The sequence below is a fragment of the Microbacterium azadirachtae genome (assembly GCF_000956545.1).
Classification (GTDB): domain Bacteria; phylum Actinomycetota; class Actinomycetes; order Actinomycetales; family Microbacteriaceae; genus Microbacterium; species Microbacterium azadirachtae.
In genome coordinates this window covers 14,992-32,027 of record NZ_JYIT01000078.1, presented here as the reverse complement: position 1 = coordinate 32,027, position 17,036 = coordinate 14,992, and the positions used below count along the sequence as shown (strand labels likewise).

At 71.9% G+C, this 17,036-nt stretch carries 18 protein-coding genes; 7 read left to right on the top strand and 11 right to left on the bottom strand.

Annotated features, from left to right (window positions below; genetic code table 11):
• Nucleotides 1-21: 21 nt before the first annotated feature.
• Nucleotides 22-1,488 (bottom strand): hypothetical protein, encoded by a 1,467-nt coding sequence (locus RL72_RS19205; RefSeq protein WP_052674322.1) that lies wholly within the window; start codon nt 1,486-1,488, stop codon nt 22-24.
• Complete coding sequence (locus RL72_RS10695) at nt 1,485-1,727, bottom strand: hypothetical protein (protein ID WP_045250829.1); 243 nt, start codon at nt 1,725-1,727, stop codon at nt 1,485-1,487. The genes RL72_RS19205 and RL72_RS10695 overlap by 4 nt, the downstream gene beginning before the upstream one ends.
• 152 nt (nt 1,728-1,879) lie before the next feature.
• On the opposite strand from RL72_RS10695, the gene RL72_RS10690 reads away from it, so the two are divergent.
• Nucleotides 1,880-2,401, top strand: coding sequence for a low molecular weight protein-tyrosine-phosphatase (locus RL72_RS10690; protein WP_169748231.1), 522 nt, complete (start codon nt 1,880-1,882; stop codon nt 2,399-2,401).
• Nucleotides 2,402-2,476: 75 nt separating this feature from the next.
• Nucleotides 2,477-3,853, top strand: a complete 1,377-nt coding sequence (gene purB / locus RL72_RS10685) for an adenylosuccinate lyase (protein ID WP_045250828.1) — start codon at nt 2,477-2,479, stop codon at nt 3,851-3,853.
• Between the two features lie 344 nt (nt 3,854-4,197).
• Here the strand turns inward: purB and RL72_RS10680 are convergent, their stop codons facing one another.
• The 5 genes from RL72_RS10680 to manA form a co-directional block, all read right to left on the bottom strand.
• Entirely contained in the window at nt 4,198-5,640 is a 1,443-nt protein-coding gene (locus tag RL72_RS10680; protein ID WP_045250893.1) for an MFS transporter, read from the bottom strand.
• 46 nt (nt 5,641-5,686) lie between these two features.
• Nucleotides 5,687-6,079 carry a hypothetical protein gene (locus RL72_RS10675; RefSeq protein WP_045250827.1) on the bottom strand — a complete coding sequence of 131 codons (393 nt, stop codon included), beginning with the start codon at nt 6,077-6,079 and terminating at the stop codon, nt 5,687-5,689.
• Nucleotides 6,076-6,753 (bottom strand): hypothetical protein, encoded by a 678-nt coding sequence (locus RL72_RS10670; protein ID WP_045250826.1) that lies wholly within the window; start codon nt 6,751-6,753, stop codon nt 6,076-6,078. Before RL72_RS10670 ends, RL72_RS10675 begins: the two co-directional genes overlap by 4 nt.
• A gap of 101 nt (nt 6,754-6,854) precedes the next feature.
• Nucleotides 6,855-7,823, bottom strand: coding sequence for a DMT family transporter (locus tag RL72_RS10665; protein ID WP_248700448.1), 969 nt, complete (start codon nt 7,821-7,823; stop codon nt 6,855-6,857).
• 89 nt (nt 7,824-7,912) lie between these two features.
• On the bottom strand, nt 7,913-9,088 hold the full coding sequence (gene manA / locus RL72_RS10660; RefSeq protein ID WP_052674321.1) for a mannose-6-phosphate isomerase, class I: 1,176 nt from the start codon (nt 9,086-9,088) through the stop codon (nt 7,913-7,915).
• Nucleotides 9,089-9,217: 129 nt separating this feature from the next.
• On the opposite strand from manA, the gene RL72_RS10655 reads away from it, so the two are divergent.
• Nucleotides 9,218-10,963, top strand: coding sequence for an AMP-binding protein (locus RL72_RS10655; RefSeq protein WP_045250825.1), 1,746 nt, complete (start codon nt 9,218-9,220; stop codon nt 10,961-10,963).
• An 87-nt stretch (nt 10,964-11,050) separates the two neighbouring features.
• Here RL72_RS10655 and RL72_RS10650 read toward each other — a convergent pair whose 3' ends face one another.
• On the bottom strand, nt 11,051-11,506 hold the full coding sequence (locus RL72_RS10650; protein ID WP_309599102.1) for a winged helix-turn-helix transcriptional regulator: 456 nt from the start codon (nt 11,504-11,506) through the stop codon (nt 11,051-11,053).
• 89 nt (nt 11,507-11,595) lie between these two features.
• Here RL72_RS10650 and RL72_RS10645 point away from each other — a divergent pair, with 89 nt between their 5' ends.
• Nucleotides 11,596-11,961: a DoxX family protein gene (locus tag RL72_RS10645; protein WP_045250824.1), complete on the top strand. Its 366-nt coding sequence runs from the start codon at nt 11,596-11,598 to the stop codon at nt 11,959-11,961.
• Between the two features lie 38 nt (nt 11,962-11,999).
• On the opposite strand, the gene RL72_RS10640 is transcribed toward RL72_RS10645, so the two are convergent.
• The 3 genes from RL72_RS10640 to RL72_RS10630 all read right to left on the bottom strand — a co-directional run bounded on the left by RL72_RS10640 (nt 12,000) and on the right by RL72_RS10630 (nt 15,140).
• Entirely contained in the window at nt 12,000-12,905 is a 906-nt protein-coding gene (locus RL72_RS10640) for a VOC family protein (protein WP_045250823.1), read from the bottom strand.
• Nucleotides 12,906-13,035: 130 nt separating this feature from the next.
• Nucleotides 13,036-14,508, bottom strand: coding sequence for an MATE family efflux transporter (locus RL72_RS10635; protein WP_045250822.1), 1,473 nt, complete (start codon nt 14,506-14,508; stop codon nt 13,036-13,038).
• Between the two features lie 155 nt (nt 14,509-14,663).
• A complete protein-coding gene (locus tag RL72_RS10630; protein WP_045250821.1) occupies nt 14,664-15,140 on the bottom strand; it encodes a MarR family winged helix-turn-helix transcriptional regulator in 477 nt (158 codons plus the stop codon).
• Nucleotides 15,141-15,193: 53 nt separating this feature from the next.
• Between RL72_RS10630 and RL72_RS10625 the strand changes: the two genes are divergently transcribed.
• Genes RL72_RS10625 through RL72_RS10615 form a run of 3 tightly spaced genes read left to right on the top strand, consistent with a single transcriptional unit; the run spans nt 15,194 to nt 17,001 of the window.
• A complete protein-coding gene (locus tag RL72_RS10625) occupies nt 15,194-15,895 on the top strand; it encodes a hypothetical protein (RefSeq protein ID WP_045250820.1) in 702 nt (233 codons plus the stop codon).
• Complete coding sequence (locus tag RL72_RS10620; protein ID WP_045250819.1) at nt 15,892-16,617, top strand: SDR family NAD(P)-dependent oxidoreductase; 726 nt, start codon at nt 15,892-15,894, stop codon at nt 16,615-16,617. Before RL72_RS10625 ends, RL72_RS10620 begins: the two co-directional genes overlap by 4 nt.
• 18 nt (nt 16,618-16,635) lie before the next feature.
• Nucleotides 16,636-17,001 (top strand): hypothetical protein, encoded by a 366-nt coding sequence (locus tag RL72_RS10615; RefSeq protein ID WP_045250818.1) that lies wholly within the window; start codon nt 16,636-16,638, stop codon nt 16,999-17,001.
• Nucleotides 17,002-17,036 lie beyond the last annotated feature (35 nt).

The window sequence follows — 17,036 nt, the reverse complement described above, 5'->3', positions numbered from 1 at the left end:
CCGCGACCCGGCGTCCCATTCTCACGACCCGACCCGCTCGGCGGTGTAGTCCACCGTCGTGACCGACTGCGCCTTCCCCAGCCGCGCGAGATGCTCGCGGATCGCGGCCATGCGCGGATCGCCGGACTGCTCGGCCGATCGCACGGTGTCCCGATAGGCGTCGAGCTGGTGCGCCGGCATGCCGGGATCGAGGCCGTGCCCCGGGAAGGCCGCGCGCGTGATGACGAGGCTGTCGGGTGATCCCGTGCCGTACGGACTGCCCCCACCCGCGAGGCCGGCGACCGGATCGTCCGTGTGCCGCACGGCGACGCTCAGCACGTCCCTGGGCAGTGCCGCCTCGACCGGCGCCCCGATCGTGAACACGCCCTGCACGGCGAACTCGCCCGTCTGTGCGACCTCATCCACGAGCATCCCGCCCTGCGAGTATCCGACCAGATCGACCGGGGTGCCGTCGTCGGCCCCCGCGTCGCGCAGCGCCGCGACGACGGCCTTGAGCGAGTCGGACTCCTCGCGATTCAGGTACAGCTCCACGTTCGACGCCATGTCCCACGGCTCCTCGGGCCCCTTCCCCGGACGGGTGCCGTCCACGTAGGCGACGACGCGCCGCGACCCGTCCTCGAACTCGTAGGTCTCCACCCGCACCTGCGGCTGGCTGCCGTACGGCACGCGGGCGACGGCGTCGCTCAAGGTCTGCGGCGGAACGGCCGCCGTGCTGCGGACGGGCTCCGAGCGCGTCACGCGGACGTCGCCCGGTCGCACCGCGGGCTCGTGCGGATCCGGCACGGGCGGCGAGGCCGGCGATGCGCTCCGTGGCGCGAGAGCGGTGCCGTCGGCCCCCACGACCACGGCCCTCCCCGGCGTCGGCCGCACCCTCATACCGGGAGGCAGGACTCCGGCGCCCGCGGCGACGACCTGCAGGATGGCCTGCGCCAGGAGGGGAGCCTGCCGCACGACGGTCCCCAGGTCGGGCAGCGTCCCCGGAGGCGGGAGCACCAGCGGCGGGAGCAGGACGGCCGGGTCCGGATCCCCGGCGCCCGGCGGCGCGAAGCCGTCGACGGCATGCCGGAACCAGTCCTCGCGCAGCCGCCGCTCCGTCTCGTTCAGGAGCACGTTGCGGGACAGGAGCAGGTCGGCTCGCTGCCGCAGCTCCCGCCCGTGCGCCGCGTCGGCGTCGCCGGGGCCGAGCAGCGCCTGCTGCGCGCGCACGTCGGCGAGCTCGAACACGTCGGCCATCGTCCCGATGCCGCTCGCAAGCCCGTCCAGCGCCGACTCGATCTGCGCGAGCCGGCCGACCGCCGCCCACAGCGCGGGAACGCCCCCGACGCCGAGCCCGTCGATCGCCGTGGGGATCGCCAGGAGATCCTCCCGTGCGAGGGTCGCCTGCACGGAGTGGCCGCGCACCCGGCCCGCCACCGCCCTCAGATCGTCCGGGTCGACGGCGATGTACCCGCCGTGCGCGATGTCGACCGCGTCGCCTGCGCCCGTCACCGCAGCAGCACCGCCTCGACGTCGCAGAGGCCCGAGAGCACCTCGCGCAGCTCGTGCTCGCGATCGGCGAACTGCGCGCGCAGCACCGTGATGGCCCGGGACCGCCACGGCATGTCGTCGTCGAGCGCTCGCAGGCCGGCGCGCGCGACCTCGAGCCGCTCGCGCGCGCTGTCGCAGCGCCGCAGCGCCTCGGCGAGCGCCCAGGATCCTTCAGCGGTGGCGGGTGCGATCGTCAGCATGACATCCACCCTGCGGTGCGCGTCGGCCCGTGCCGACGGTCGCGGCGCAACCCGTGCGAACCCGGTCCGGCAGCGCGGATGTGGGGAACGTCCGGCGCGCGCGGGCGCATCCCAGCATCCGGGCGATCGAGCCGGTGCGGCACAATGGATCCATGACCGAGTCGGACCCGTTCCGCGTGATCTTCGTGTGCACGGGCAACATCTGCCGGTCACCCATGGCGGAGGTCGTGTTCCGCGACATCGCCGCGCTGCAGGGCCTCGGCGACCGCATCGTCTCCACGAGCGCCGGCACCGGCGACTGGCACGTCGGCGAACAGGCCGACCGTCGCACGCTCGAAGCGCTCGCCCGTCGCGGATACGACGGATCCGCTCACCGCGCCCGCCAGTTCACCTACGACGACTTCGCGCGCAACGACCTGGTCGTCGCGCTCGACCGCACGCATGAGCGGATCCTCCGGCAGTGGGCGCGCGACGAGTCCGAGGAGGGCAAGGTCACTCTGCTGCTCTCGTTCGAGCACCCCGACACCGCGCTCGAGCACCAGGGCGTGCTGGACGTGCCTGACCCCTACTACGCCGACGCCCCGGTGTTCGACGAGGTGCTCGGTATGATCGAGAGCGCGAGCCACGGCCTCTTCCGCCAGCTCGAACCCGCCATCCGACCGCCGCGTCCGTGACGTCTCCTCGCCCGTGACGGCACCGCGGAGTCTCGGATCGACGGCCTGATCCACGACTCTTCCGGAGGACACCCCGTGACCGCCTCGCTCCCCGTCCAGCCCCTCAGCCCGCTCGACGGACGGTACCGCGCCGCGGTCGCCCCGCTCGCCGACTACCTGTCCGAGGCCGGCCTCAACCGCGCCAGGGTGGAGGTCGAGGTGGAGTGGCTGATCGCCCTCACCGACCGTTCGCTCTTCGGCACCGCCCCGCTCGCCGAGGACGACAAGGAGCGCCTGCGCGGCCTGTACCGCGACTTCGGCCAGGCCGAGATCGACTGGCTCGCCGAGAAGGAGGCGGTCACCCGCCACGACGTGAAGGCCGTCGAGTATCTGGTGCGCGACCGTCTCTCGGCCCTGGGTCTGGACTCGATCGCCGAGCTCACCCACTTCGCCTGCACGAGCGAGGACATCAACTCCGCCTCCTACGCCCTCACGGTCAAGCGCGCGGTGGAGCGCGTCTGGCTGCCGGCCGTGCAGGACGTGATCGCCACGTTGCGCGAACTGGCCGTCGAGCACGCCGACGCCGCGATGCTGTCCCGCACGCACGGTCAGCCGGCCACCCCGTCGACCATGGGCAAGGAGCTCGCGGTGTTCGCGTGGCGCCTGGAGCGGGTCGTCGCGCGCATCGAGGGATCCGAGTACCTCGCGAAGTTCTCCGGCGCGACCGGCACCTGGTCGGCGCACCTCGCCGCCGAGCCGGACGTCGACTGGCCGATGATCGCCCGCGAGTACATCGAAGGCCTCGGGATCGGCTTCAACATCCTCACGACCCAGATCGAGTCGCACGACTGGCAGGTCGAGCTGTACGACCACGTGCGTCACGCGGGCGGGATCCTGCACAACCTCGCGACCGACATCTGGACGTACATCTCGCTCGGCTACTTCGCGCAGATCCCGGTGGCGGGCGCGACCGGATCCTCGACCATGCCGCACAAGATCAACCCGATCCGCTTCGAGAACGCCGAGGCGAACCTCGAGCTGTCCGGCGCCCTGCTGAACTCGCTCTCGCAGACGCTCGTGACGAGCCGCCTGCAGCGCGACCTCACCGACTCCACGACGCAGCGCAACATCGGCGTCGCGTTCGGGCACTCGCTGCTCGCCCTGGACAACCTGCGCCGCGGGCTGAACGAGATCTCGCTGTCGCGCGATGTGCTGCTCGAAGACCTCGACCACAACTGGGAGGTCCTCGGCGAGGCGATCCAGACCGTGATCCGCGCCGAGGTCGTCGCCGGCCGCTCCACGATCCAGGATCCTTACGCGCTGCTCAAGGAGCTGACCCGCGGCCACCGGGTGGGCGCCGCAGAGCTCGCGGAGTTCGTGCAGGGCCTCGAGATCGGCGACGCCGCGAAGCAGCGCCTCCTCGCGCTCACCCCGGCGACCTACGTCGGCCTCGCGGAGACCCTGGCGAAGTAGGCGTCCTACGGAGCACCCCGGCACGCGGAGCGCCGCGCCGCTGCCGGGGTACTCCGCCCGCGCACGGAGCCGGTGACTGCACGGGATCCCGCGAGATGGAAAACGTCGCTCAATCACGCCTGATAGCAGCGTTTTCCATCTCCTGACGGGGCGGAGGATCCGGTCGAGATGGAAGACGTCGCTCAATCACGCCTGACAGCGACGTTTTCCATCCTGTGCCGTTTCCGGCGCGCGCCGCACCCCGGAACCGGGAACGCACCGGGCCCGGGAGCACGCCCGCACGCGGAGCGCTGAGCTCGGCGACCTACGTCGGCCTCGCGGAGCCCCTGGCGAAGTAACGCGGCTCAGGCCTCGGCGGGCACCGCGGCCGGGGCGCCGGAGTACTCGCCGGCGCGGTCCTTCGGCATCGCGAGGATGGCCAGGAGCATGAGCGCGGCGGTCACCGCGGCCGCGACGAACACCCAGGTCGACGCGTTCACGACGGTCGCCGGATCGTCGGATCCGCCGCCGCGGGCCATCACGGCGTTCGAGATCGCACCGTAGACGGCGACGCCCACCGCGGCGCCCGCCGAGCGTGCGAACGTGTTCATGCCGGTGACCGCGCCGCGCTCGCCCCAGCCGACCGAGGCCTGCGCGACGATGAGCGTCGGCGCGGCGGTCCAGCCCAGGCCGAACCCGATCACGAACGCGACCGCGGCGAGCGAGAAGGCGTTGGGATACGGCCCGATCAGCGCCAGCCCGAGAGCGCCGACCGTGGCGATCCCCGATCCGATCAGCGCGGTGAACCGGAAGCCCCGGCGCAGGTAGAGCCGCCCGGCATTGGCCGCCGACAGGGGCCAGCCCAGCGTCATCGCGGCCACGGCGAGGCCGGAGAGCAGGGGAACGACGCCGATCGACCCCTCCAGGTACGCGGGCGCGAAGCTGGTCACGCCCGTCAGCAGCGCGCCGATCGCGAACGACGCGAGGGTGGTGGTGAGGATCAGCCGGCTCGAGATCAGGCGCAGGTCGATGATCGGCTCCGGCGCCCGGCGCTCCACGAGCGCGAACAGGACGAGCGCGACGGCGCCGCCGATGAAGCAGAGCAGGCTCTGGACCGACAGCCACGCCCAGGCGTTGCCGCCCTCCAGCACGCCGAGGATGAGGCCGGTGAGGCCGATCGTGAGCAACACCGCTCCGAGGTAGTCGATGCGGTGCCGGCGGCGCTCCGCCTGCTCGTGGAAGTGCCGCAGCAGCATCCAGCCCGCGATGAGGCAGAGCGGCACGTTGATGAAGAAGATCAGCCGCCACATGTCCAGCTGAGAGAACACGCCGCCCAGGGCGGGGCCGACGACGGAAGAGATGGCCCACACGCTCGCGATGTAGCCCTGCACGACCGCCCGCTCGGACACCGTGTAGATGTCGCCCACGATGGTCATCGCCATCGGGCCGACCGCTCCCGCTCCGAGCCCCTGCACGAGCCGGAACAGGATGAGCGAGGGCATGCTCCACGCCACGCCGCAGAGGATCGAGCCGATCAGGAACAGGGCGATGCCGATCAGGAGGATGGGCTTGCGGCCCACGGTGTCCGCGAGCTTCGAGTAGATGGGGACGCTCACCGCCTGCGCGAGGAGGTAGACCGAGAAGAGCCAGGGGAACTGCTGGTAGCTGCCCAGATCGTGCACGACGCTCGGCACCGCGGTGGCCAGGATCGTGGCATCCATCGCGATGAGGCCGGTGGCCAGCATCAGCGAGAGCAGCACGGGCCCGCGTTCGGAACGGAACCCCACGGAGGCGCGGTCGATCGTCATGCTCACCCTGGGGTCAAGGCAGGACGGGTGCCGGCTATTCCCCGGGTCACGCCTTCGGCGCGTCGCCCTCCGCCGTCCCGGAGGCCTCGGACGCGGACGCCTCGCCCGTGCCGGTCGCCGCGGCCTCGGTCGTGTCGTCGACCGCGTCGTAGAGCACCGGGCGGTCGTGCGGCTTCGAGAAGTCGGCCGGGTCGACCGCGAGGATCAGGATCGACAGGATCAGCAGGGCGGCGATGAAGATGCCCCCGGTGACGATGAAGGCCAGGTTCCACGGCGGGATGCCCGCGTAGGTGCCCTTGTCGACCATGCGCATCACCTTGTCGGTGAAGGCGCCGGTCGCGATCAGGGTGACGGCTCCGGCGAAGACGCCGCACAGCAGCGACAGCCCGATCAGCTGCACCGGCCGGAACAAATCCCGGCGCCTGGTCTTCTCGGTCATGCGGATCCTTCGTTGTCGGCCGGCGCCGTCCCGGCGGCGGCGGTGTCTGCACCCTCGTCCTTGAAGGCGCGGGAGCGCGGGCTGAGGCCCGCGATGCCCAGGAACACCGCGACGATCGCGGCGTAGGCGCCGAAGATCCCCACGGCGAGGGTGATGCCGGTCAGGGTGAACGACCCGGCTTCGGCGATCGAATAGCGCAGCGCGTAGGTCGTCGGCACGCACAGCAGGCCGACCGCGAGCGCCAGGCCCAGCGAGCCGACCAGGATCGCGTCACGGGCGCCGTCGGCGACGACGACCGGAGCGGATCCGGTTCGCGCGAGGCGCCGGGCGCGCAGGCCCGCGATCAGCTCGATGAGGCCCGTCAGCGCGCCCCAGGCGATGACGACCACGAAGAACAGCGGGGTCGAGCGCCAGGCGGGCACTCCCCCGGCCATGCCGGTGAGGATGGAGACCGCCGCGAGCAGGATCGACGGCCAGCGCCACCCCGCCGGCGCGACCTGCCAGGCCGCGAGCATGTGGATGAGCGCCGTCACGAGCGCGAAGCCGCTGAACACCGAGAGGCCGACGATGGCCGAGTGATCGGCGGAGAACGTGATCATGAGCGCCGCGACCGCCGCGAACGCTGCGCGCGCGAGCTGCACGTGACGCAGCGTGAGCGTGCGGGTGGCTGACATGACGGATCCTCGGGTCCTGGGCTTCGAGAGCCCGGGCAACAGCATCGACGGGCTCGCCGCCTCGACATGCGGGCGGACCCGTCCAGTCTACGCGGGGGATCCTAGGCGCCTGCTCGGGGTGCCGACTCCCCCGCCTCCGTCGCCGCGGTCTCGATCCCGCCCGGATCCGGATCCTCGGCCGTGCCGCCGTCGCGGCGTCGCGGCTGCAGCTCGCTGAGCAGCGTGCCGGCGATGATGAGCCCGGCGCCCAGGATTGCGAGCGGCGGGATCCGCTCTCCGGCGATGCGCCCGACCACGCCCGCCCACACGGGTTCGCCCGTGTAGATGATGGTGGCGCGAGTGGCCGACACCGAGCGCTGCGCCCAGTTCATCGTGAGCTGGATGAGCCCGCTCGCCAGCCCCATGCCGAGCCCGGCGAACAGCCAGACGGGATCGAAGGCCGGGATCCGTTCGCCGGCGACGGGCATGGTCGCGAACCCCAGGACCGACGCGGTCAGCAGCTGCACGACGGTGAGCCGGCTCACGTCGAACCTGCCGCCGAAGAGGCTGATCAGGATGATCTCGCCGGCGATCGGGAGCGTGCTGATGAGCGTGAGGATCTCGCCGGTGCCGAGCTGGACCCCGCGGGATCCGATGCCGGCGACGAGAAGCAGCCCGACGAAGGCGAGTCCGGCGCCGAGCAGCGTGAGCGCGCGGGGCGGCTTGCGCAGCACGAGCCACTGCAGCAGCGGCACGAGCGGCACGTAGAACGCGGTCATGAACGCGCTGGTCGACGAGTCGATGGTCTGCAGCCCCGCGGTCTGCAGTCCGTAGCCGCCGTAGATGGCGGCGCCGATCGCGGCGCCCGCGCCCAGCTCGCGCCAGGTCATGCCGCGCAGCGACCGCCAGAAGACGGCCACGGCGAACAGGCCGGCGGCGAGGAAGCGGAAGCCCACGAAGAACCACGGCCCCGAGTGCTGCATGGCGGTGTGCACGACCAGGAACGTGCCGCCCCAGATCATCGTGATCCCGACGAGCGCCCATTCCGGGACGGACAGCCCGAGCACGCGACGGGAGACGGAGGGTTTCACGTTCCCACGCTACCGGGGCTCGGACGGTCGCGATCGCGCCCCGCTCCCGCTTCCTGCGGGGTGCACCTCCGTCTCGTGCGGGATGCGCCTCAGCCGGCGGTCGCGACCCAGAGCCGCCCGGATCCGGTCACTTGCACGCGCGCGGCGCGGGACACGAAGAGCGCGACGCCGCGGCGCACCTCGATTCCGGCGCCCGGTTCGGCGGCATCCTCGGCGGAGAGCGTGAACGCGCCGTCGGTCGCGACCGCGATCGAGGGGCCGGCGAGCTCCAGCCGCGCGTCTCCGGTGACCGCGAGCAGCTCGAACGGCACATCCGCGCCCGAGGCGTGGATCCGCGGCCGGTAGCTGCGCACGTCAGCGGCGAGCTCGACGGGCACGAGGTGGTCGTCGTCCGACGCGGAGAACGTCAGCACCCGCTCCAACTCGGCGACGTCGACGTGCTTGGGCGTGAGTCCTCCGCGCAGCACGTTGTCGCTCGGCCCCATGAGCTCCACGCCCGCACCGCGCAGATAGGCGTGGATGTTGCCCGCGGGCAGCCAGAGCGACTCGCCCGCGGCGAGCGTCACATGGCGCATCATCAGAGCGATCGCGATGCCGGGGTCGCCCGGGTACGCCTCGGCGAGCCGGGTGACGAGCTCGAAGCTCCCATCGCCGGAGGCCGCGGCCACGAGCGCCGCGACCGCGAGATCCACCCCCGCTCCTCCGCCCAGCAGCCACGCGAAGCCCGCGCGCAGGCCGTCGGCTCCGGTCAGCACCTCCCGCCAGGGGGCGAGCGCGTCGGATCCGGACCGCGCCGCGAGCGCGTCGACGTCGGCGAGGATCTCGTCGAGGGGGCGGAAGCCGCACAGCGCCTCGAAGCCGTCCTCGAGCGCCACGATGAGCTCGGGCTTGGCGTAGGGGTCCTTGTAATTGCGGTGCGCGGCCTCGAGGGGGATGCCGCGGGCGTCCTCGTCGGCGAATCCGGCCTGCGCCTGGGCGGTGGTGGGGTGCGCCTGCAGCGAGAGCGGGCCGCCGGCCACCAGGATCTTCAGCAGGAACGGCAGCCGCTCGCCGTTCTCGCGCTCCCAGTCCAGGAGCGTCGCCCACGGCGCAGGGTCGACCGCACGGGCCGGGGATCCGGGATGCGCCCCGAGCCACAGCTCCGCCTCGGGGCCGCCGGTGCCGGCGGCCCCCATCACCCCGGCGACGCCGTCGATCCGTCCCCAGGCGTAGTCGCGGGGGACGTTGGCGATCTCGACGAACAGGGGCTCGGAGGAGGCGGTCATCCTGCCAGCGTAGCGAGGATGACCGCCTCTCCTTGCGGAGGGCGATGTCTGCCGCGGAACCGCCCCCGACACCGCGGACATCGCGCTCCGAAGCTGTCGTCCGCGGCGCATCCGGACCAAGATGGCTCCATGAGCCAGCCCCGTTCCGCCACCGCGGCGACGTCCGCGATCCGCTCCGCCCGCGACCTTCTGCTCGCGCACGCCACCGACTACGCGGGCGCCCGCGCCACGTTCCGCTGGCCGGAGCTGCGCGAGTTCAACTTCGCCCTGGAGTGGTTCGACGTCGTGGCCGGCGAGACTCCGAACCGCCCCGCGGTGCAGATCGTCGCGGCCGATCTCAGCAGCCGGAGCTGGACGTACGGCGAACTGGCGCGCCGCTCCGATCAGGTGGCGAACTGGCTGCAGCAGCTCGGGATCCGCCGCGGCGACCACGTCATCGTGATGCTCGGCAACACGATCGACCTGTGGGAGACGATGCTCGGACTCACCAAGATCGGCGCGGTCGCGATCCCGACCTCGACCCTGCTCTCGCCCGCGGATCTGGCCTACCGTGCGGAGAAGGGCGAGGCGCGCGGCATCGTGACCCTCGGATCCCTCGCGGACCGGGTCGCCGCCCTTCCCTCCGAGATCGTGCGCATCGCCGTGTCCGACGCCGCCGGGATCCCTGCCCCCGACGGCTGGCACGACTTCTCCTCATCCGAGAGCGCCTCCGACGCCTTCGAGCCCGATGCACCGACGCCGGCGACCGACACGAGCCTGCTGTACTTCACGTCGGGCACCACGAGCCGCCCGAAGCTCGTGCAGCACACCCACGTGTCCTACCCGGTCGGGCATCTGTCGACCATGTGGTGGCTGGGAGTGCGCGAGGGCGACGTGCACCTCAACATCTCGTCGCCGGGCTGGGCGAAGCACGCCTGGTCGAGCTTCTACGCGCCGTTCCTCGCCGAGGCCACCGTGTTCGTCTACAACTACGACCGGTTTGACGCGAACACGCTCATGGAGGTCATGGAGAAGCACCGCGTCACCACGTTCTGCGCGCCGCCCACGGTGTGGCGGATGCTGATCCAGGCGGATCTCGGCCGGCTCGCGCATCCGCCCCGCGAGCTCGTCGGCGCCGGGGAGCCGCTCAACCCGGAGGTGATCGGCCGCGTGCGCGACGCCTGGGGAGGCACGATCCGCGACGGTTTCGGCCAGACCGAGATGACCGCCTGCGTCGGCAACTCCCCCGGGCAGGTCGTGAAGGACGGGTCCATGGGGCGCCCTCTGCCCGGATACCCGGTGGTGCTGGTGGATCCGGTCACCGGCGCCCGCGTGGACGGCGACGCCGACGGGGCGGCCGAGGGCGAGATCTGCCTCGACCTGGCGGAGCGCCCGCTGGGCCTCATGGCGGGGTACTACGCGGATCCGGAGGCCACGGCGCGTTCCCGCGAGGGAGGCTTCCACCACACCGGCGACATCGCGACCCGCGACGCCGAGGGATACCTCACGTACGTGGGGCGCGCCGACGACGTGTTCAAGGCGTCCGACTACAAGATCTCGCCGTTCGAGCTCGAGTCGGTGCTGCTCGAGCACCCGGACGTCGTGGAGGCGGCCGTGGTGCCGAGCCCGGATCCGACGCGCCTCGCCGTGCCGAAGGCGTACGTGCTGCTGACCGCGTCCGCGCACGACGACCTCGCGGCGACCGCGGGCTCGATCTTCGCGCACGCGCGCGGTCAGCTCTCGCCGCACCAGTGGGTGCGCATCATCGAGTTCGTGCCGGAGCTGCCGAAGACGATCTCCGGCAAGATCCGCCGGGTGGATCTGCGGGCCCGCGAGGCCGAGCGCGTCGCGACCGGCGACGAGTCGGGCCAGCACCGCGACCGCGACCACCGCTGACGCCGGCCCCCGGCCGTTTCGAAGCGCGCACTGTGCGGTGAATCGCGCCAGGATCCGGCGAAGTGCGCGCTTCGAAAGCCAGGACGGTCAGCGCGCGTCGTAATCGGCGCGGGACTGCTCGATCGTGGAGTGGTTCGCGATCGCCCACTGCGCGATCGTGTGCGCGATCTCGACGAAGGTGGCGCCGAGCGCCGTGAGCCGGTACTCCACCCGCGGCGGGACCTCGGCGTAGGCCGTGCGGATCACGAGGCCGTCGCGTTCCAGCTGACGCAGGGTCAGAGTGAGCATGCGCTGCGAGATCCCGGGGATGTGGCGCAGCAGATCGCTGAACCGCATCACGTCGGCGCCGAGCGTCGCGACGACGAGCAGCGACCATTTGTCCCCCACCCGGTCGAGCACGTCGCGGATCATCCGCCCCGCCTCGGGACCCCCGGGGCGGCCCTCGCACGAGTTCTCGTACTCGGCGAGGCCCGCGGGCGCCGCCGGACCGCGCTCCGTGCCGGCGGTCGCCGTGTCAGTTCCCGCACTGTGCGCCGGTGACACGGATGTGCCTTTTGTACGCGTCTCCACGATGCTCCATCCTTTACTTACTGATCGTAACGAGGTAACGATCGATAACAAGAAGGAACCCGATGCTCATCGCCCTGTGGATCGTCAACGCGCTGCTCACCCTCGCCATGCTCGGCGGGGGCGGCATGAAGCTGCTCACGCCCAAGCCCGTGCTCGCGGAGCGCGGGATGGCCTGGACCGATGACTTCTCGGCCGGGACGATCAAGGCGATCGCGGCCCTGGAGGTCGTCGGCGCGATCGGACTGATCCTGCCGCTCGCGACCGGCATCGCCCCGATCCTCACGCCGCTGGCCGGCACCGGCATCGCGATCATCATGATCGGCGCCGTCGTCGTGCACCTGCGCCGCAAGGAGCCGGCGACGCCGGCGATCGTGCTGGCGGTGCTGGCCGTCGCGAGCGCAGTGCTCGGCTTCCTCGCCGTGCGCTGACCTGGTGCCCCCCGTGAGGGGAGAGCGGCCGGATCCGGTCAGAGATCGGCGATGACGATCTTCTTCATCCGCATCAGGTGCGCATAGGCGTCCGGGCGCTGCATCAGCTCGCCCAGCTCCGCCGGGACCACCTGCCAGCTCACCCCGAACCGGTCGACGAGCCAGCCGCACTGCTCGGCCTCGGGGACGGCGCTCAGGGCGCTCCAGATCCGGTCGATCTCCTCCTGCCCTGAACAGTCGATCTGCAGGGACACCCCCGGCGTGAACGGATGATCCCGGTCGATCGGCGAGTCGAACGACGCGAAGAGCTGTCCCGCGAGCAGGAACTCGGTGTAGGTGATGGGCACATCCACATGCGGCGGCTCCGTCACCGGGTACGTCACCTGTCGCACGATCCCCGACGGAGGCAGCAGCTCGCCGTAGAGGGCGACCGCCTCCTCCGCCTTGCGCTGGAGGGGGCCGCCGAACACCAGCATGGGGATGATCGCGGGTTCGGGGGCGGCACCGGGGTCCATCAGCTTCAGCTGCCAGCTCACGCCGTAGCGATCCTCGACCCACCCGTACAGTCCGCTGAAGAAGTACTCGCCGATGTCCATCAGCACGCGCCCGTCCTCGCCGAGGGCGGTCCAGGCGCGGTTGATCCACGCGCGAGCGGCGCCCTCGTCACCGCCGAAGTCCCTCGGATCCACGCACACGACGAACGAGATCGCCGAGGTCGGCGAGAACTCGTCCCCCGCGTTGATGAGGGTGAGCCGGTAGCCGCCGATCGAGACGTCGACGGTGAGCGCCTGCCCCGCGAACGCGCTCTGCCGCGCGGACAGCCCCTCCTCCGGATAGCGCGCGACGACCTGCGCCGACGCGCGCTCGAACACCGAGGCGTAGAAGGCGCCCGCCTCCTCCGCGTCGCCGGCGCACCAGATGTTGGGGATGATCCGCTGGGTCATGGGGGGAGCTCCTCGCACGCCGGTCGTCCCCCCGGGACTCCAGACTGCGCGCGCGGACCCGCGCATCGCAAGCACCTGGCCGAGATCGGTGCGCGCGGCACCGGGTCGCACGCATCTCCGCGGCGCCGCCTCAGCGGCGCCCGACCTTGAGCCGCGGCCTCTTCTTCACCACCGGAACGGGCGCGGTGAACACCCCGTCGACCACCATGGATCCATCGGTCGGGCCGACCACGGGGATCGCCGTGGTCGGGGTGACCTCCACCGGGTCCACAGGCATCGTCGCGAGCTCGCGGTGCGCCTTCACGTACGCCGGGATGAGCAGCGCAGCCGCCCCGAACCACGCCAGCGGATTGCTGAGCGCGACGCCGGGGTAGCCGATGAGGGCCCCCAGCACGACGGCGGCGCCCACGCGCATGATGAGCTCGATCACGCCGGTGATGGTGGGGATCAGCGTGTGCCCGAGGCCCTGCAGCACGCCGCGCAGCACGAAGAGCACGCCCAGGGCGCTGTAGCTGAGCCCGTTGATCAGCAGCATGAGCGCGGCGAGCCGCACGACCTCGTCGGATCCGTCGCCGATGAACACGCGCACCATCGAGGAGCCGAACAGCACCAGAAGTGCGCCGAGCGCGACCGCCGTGATCACCGCCATCCAGATCGCCTGCGCGACGCCGCGGCGGATGCGGTCGGGGCGGCGACCGCCGAGGTTCTGCGCCGCGTACATCGACGCGGCGAGCCCGATCGACGAGAGGAACGCGACCGCGATGCTGTCCACGCGCGAAGCCGTGGTGTAGGCGGCCACGGCGTCGGGGCCGAGCATGTTCAGGGCGACCTGCACGGTGATCGTGCCGATCGCGATGATCGAGGCCTGGAATCCCATCGGCAGGCCGAGGCGCAGGTGCTCGACGATGTCGGAGCGGGTGATCCGCCAGTCGGCCCGGCGCACATGAAGCACGGGCAGGCGCCGCCACACGTACAGGAGGCAGAGCGCCACCGAGACGCCCTGGGCGACGACGGTGGCCCAGGCGGCGCCGGCGACGCCCCAGTCGAAAGTGCCCACCATGAGGATGACGAGCACGATGTTCAGCGCGCACGAGACGGTGAGGAAGACGAGGGGCGTGCGGGAGTCTCCGATCGCGCGGATCACCGCCGAGAGGTAGTTGAAGAACATCACCGTGCTGCCGCCGATGAAGGTGACCTGGGTGAACACGGTCGCCTCGGGCATCAGCACCTGCGGCGTCTGCAGCAGTCGGAGCAGCGGCTCGGTGATGAGGGGGGCGCCGATCGAGATCACGATGCTCGTCGCCGCCGTCAGCAGCGTGCCGGTGGCGACCGAGCGGCGCACGGCGGCGTGGTCGGAGGCTCCGAAAGACTGGGCGGTCGGAATCGCGAACCCGCTGGAGAGACCCCAGGCGAAGCCGATGAGCAGGAAGATCAGGCTGCCCGTGGCGCCGACGGCGGCGAGCGAGTCGACGCCGAGGTGCCTGCCGACCACGATCGCATCGGCGAACTGGTACAGCTGCTGCACCACGTTGCCGATCAGCAGAGGGACGGCGAACGAGAGGATGACGCGCCAGGGGCGGCCAGTGGTGAGGGAGACGGCCATGCGGAGACTCTTCAGGCGAGGGATCGGGCGGCGACGAAGCAAGGCCCGCCGTGATCGGTCACGGCAGGCCGTCTCCCATGGTATCGAATCGATTCGGAGGACCGAAAGGGGGTCGAGCGGTTTTCTCTCCGGATCCTGACGGATCTCCGGCGGATCTACCGCGATTCCGGGTGGTCGGCGAACCCGCGGTGCACGTCGGGATCGATCCCGTGGGCGACGGCGAGGCGGGAGACGAGGGTGCCGAGCGCCGCCCGCTCCTCCGCGTCGAGCGGAGCCAGCAGGTCGGCGTTCTGCTGCTCCGCCGCACCGCGGAGCCGGCCCATCGCGGCGCGACCGGCATCGGTCAGGTCGAGCCGGTGGTGGCGGCGATCCTCGGGGTCGCGGGTGCGGGACACGAACCCGGCGGCCTCGAGCGCGTCCACGAGCACGACGACGCGGCTGGGCACGGCGCCGAGCCGATCGGCGAGCGCACGCTGACTGAGCCCGGGGCTGCGCGCCAGGATCCGCAGCGCGCCGGCCATCGCCGGCGTGAGGCCCAGCGGCTTGACGAGCTCGGCGAAGCGCGCCGCCGCGAAGGATCCGAGCTGCGAGAGCAGGAAGCCGGTGCGTTCCGGTCCCCCAGGACTGTTCATGCCCTCAGCTTAGTCTCTTGACAGAATGATTCATAGTGTGCATCATTTCACTCATGACCGATTATTCGCCCCGCTCCCGTCGCCCCGGCGGGCCGCCACTGGGACCGCTCGCCATCGTGACGTTCGCGCTCACCCTCGCCGGGGTCGGCACCTTGCTCGCGGGCACCGGATCCGTCCCCGCACCGTTCGCACCCGCCGCCGACGTCGCGGCCTGGTACGCGAACCACGCCCTGCCGATCCGCATCGCGGCGACCCTGCAGCTCGGAGCCGCCGTGCCGCTCGGGATCCTCACCGCGTCGGTCTACGCCCGCCAGCTGCGTCTCGGCGTGCGCGTGCCCGGGCCGGTGATCGGCCTCTACGGCGGAATCACCGCCTCGATCCTGCTGGCGGTCTCGGCCCTGGTCACCTGGGCGCTGGCGTCCGCGCCCGCCCCCGGCGGCGTCGCCTCGACGCTCGGCGTGCTCGCCTTCGCCCTCGGCGGTGTCGGCTACGCGGTCGGCCTCGGGCTGCTCATCGCGGGAGTCGCCGTGCCCGCCTTCATCCTGCGGCTCATGCCGCGCTGGTTCGCCCTGGCCGGCCTCGTCATCGCGGCGTGCGGCGAGCTGTCGTTCCTCTCGCTCGTGCTCGACCCGCTGCAGGTGCTGCTGCCGCTGGTCCGCTTCGGAGGCGGTCTGTGGCTCATCGCGGCCGCGTTCCTGCTGCCCCGGGACCGGCCGCGCCGGGATCCCCGTCTCGCCGGCGGGGAGCGGTCATGAGCACCGCCCTCATCGTGGGCGCGAACGGCGCCATCGGCTCGGCGACCGCACGCAGGCTCGCCGCGGAAGGCCATCGCCTGCTTCTCGTGGCGCGCCGCAGGGAACCGCTCGACGCGCTCGCCTCCGGACTGCGGGACGGCGGGACCGATGTCGCCACGGGCGCGTTCGACGCCGCCGAGCACGACGCCCTCGCACGCTTCCTGCACCTCGAGGCGCGGGACGGCATCCAGGTCGCCGTGAACAACCTCGGCGTCGCGCACCTGCCGCGACCCCTGACGGCGATCGGCGACACCGAGCTGATGCAGGTGCTCGCCGTGGACCTCCTCGGTCTCGCGCGATGCCTCCGCGCGGAGCTCGCCGCGATCTCCGAGGGGGGCGCCGTGGTGAACGTGTCCTCCACCGCGGGCATCGGCGGGGCGCCGGGCATGTCCGCCTACGCGGCGGCCAAGCACGGCGTCGTCGGCCTCACCCGCACCACGGCCCTCGACGAAGCCGCCCGCGGCGTGCGCGTCAACGCCGTCGCACCGGGGCCGATCGCGTCGGGGAACGTGCTCGGTCAGCCGCAGGAGGTGCGCGAGCGGATCGGCCGCGTCGTGCCGCTGCAGCGCATGGGCCGCCCCGAGGAGGTCGCCGAGGCGATCGCCTGGCTCGCCTCCCCCGCCGCGTCGTTCGTGACCGGCGTCGTGCTTCCCGTCGACGGCGGCAAGACCGCCGCGGCCTGATCCGGACAGGAGACCAGGATGAACCTTCTCACCGTGCTGCGCGAGCTGCTCGTGCTCGTGCACCTCGTCGGCTTCGCGCTGCTGCTCGGCGGCTGGGCGGCGCAGGCCGTACGGCACCGCTATGCGACCACGACGCTGTTCCGCACCGGCCTCGGCGTGATGATCGGATCCGGCCTGCTGCTCGCGATCCCGTTCCCGGCGGGCGTCCATCTGGACTACCTCAAGCTCGGGGTGAAGCTCGCGGTCGCCCTCGCGATCGGCGGGGCCTTCGGCGTCGTCATCACCCGGGAGAAGGCCGGACGGCCCACCGCTGTCGCCTTCTGGACGATCGGCGCACTCGCGCTGCTGAACGCCGGCATCGCGATCTTCTGGCACGGGGCCTGACGCCCGCCGCGATCGGCGGGCGTCAGGGATCCGGG

What these genes read in the sequence shown, in the direction of transcription:
- RL72_RS10695 (WP_045250829.1), bottom strand. Translation starts at nt 1,727, where the DNA reads ATGCTGACGATCGCACCCGCCACCGCTGAAGGATCCTGGGCGCTCGCC.
- RL72_RS10690 (WP_169748231.1), top strand. Translation starts at nt 1,880, where the DNA reads ATGACCGAGTCGGACCCGTTCCGCGTGATCTTCGTGTGCACGGGCAAC.
- RL72_RS10680 (WP_045250893.1), bottom strand. Translation starts at nt 5,640, where the DNA reads ATGACGATCGACCGCGCCTCCGTGGGGTTCCGTTCCGAACGCGGGCCC.
- RL72_RS10675 (WP_045250827.1), bottom strand. Translation starts at nt 6,079, where the DNA reads ATGACCGAGAAGACCAGGCGCCGGGATTTGTTCCGGCCGGTGCAGCTG.
- RL72_RS10670 (WP_045250826.1), bottom strand. Translation starts at nt 6,753, where the DNA reads ATGTCAGCCACCCGCACGCTCACGCTGCGTCACGTGCAGCTCGCGCGC.
- manA (WP_052674321.1), bottom strand. Translation starts at nt 9,088, where the DNA reads ATGACCGCCTCCTCCGAGCCCCTGTTCGTCGAGATCGCCAACGTCCCC.
- RL72_RS10655 (WP_045250825.1), top strand. Translation starts at nt 9,218, where the DNA reads ATGAGCCAGCCCCGTTCCGCCACCGCGGCGACGTCCGCGATCCGCTCC.
- RL72_RS10645 (WP_045250824.1), top strand. Translation starts at nt 11,596, where the DNA reads ATGCTCATCGCCCTGTGGATCGTCAACGCGCTGCTCACCCTCGCCATG.
- RL72_RS10640 (WP_045250823.1), bottom strand. Translation starts at nt 12,905, where the DNA reads ATGACCCAGCGGATCATCCCCAACATCTGGTGCGCCGGCGACGCGGAG.
- RL72_RS10635 (WP_045250822.1), bottom strand. Translation starts at nt 14,508, where the DNA reads ATGGCCGTCTCCCTCACCACTGGCCGCCCCTGGCGCGTCATCCTCTCG.
- RL72_RS10630 (WP_045250821.1), bottom strand. Translation starts at nt 15,140, where the DNA reads ATGAACAGTCCTGGGGGACCGGAACGCACCGGCTTCCTGCTCTCGCAG.
- RL72_RS10625 (WP_045250820.1), top strand. Translation starts at nt 15,194, where the DNA reads ATGACCGATTATTCGCCCCGCTCCCGTCGCCCCGGCGGGCCGCCACTG.
- RL72_RS10620 (WP_045250819.1), top strand. Translation starts at nt 15,892, where the DNA reads ATGAGCACCGCCCTCATCGTGGGCGCGAACGGCGCCATCGGCTCGGCG.
- RL72_RS10615 (WP_045250818.1), top strand. Translation starts at nt 16,636, where the DNA reads ATGAACCTTCTCACCGTGCTGCGCGAGCTGCTCGTGCTCGTGCACCTC.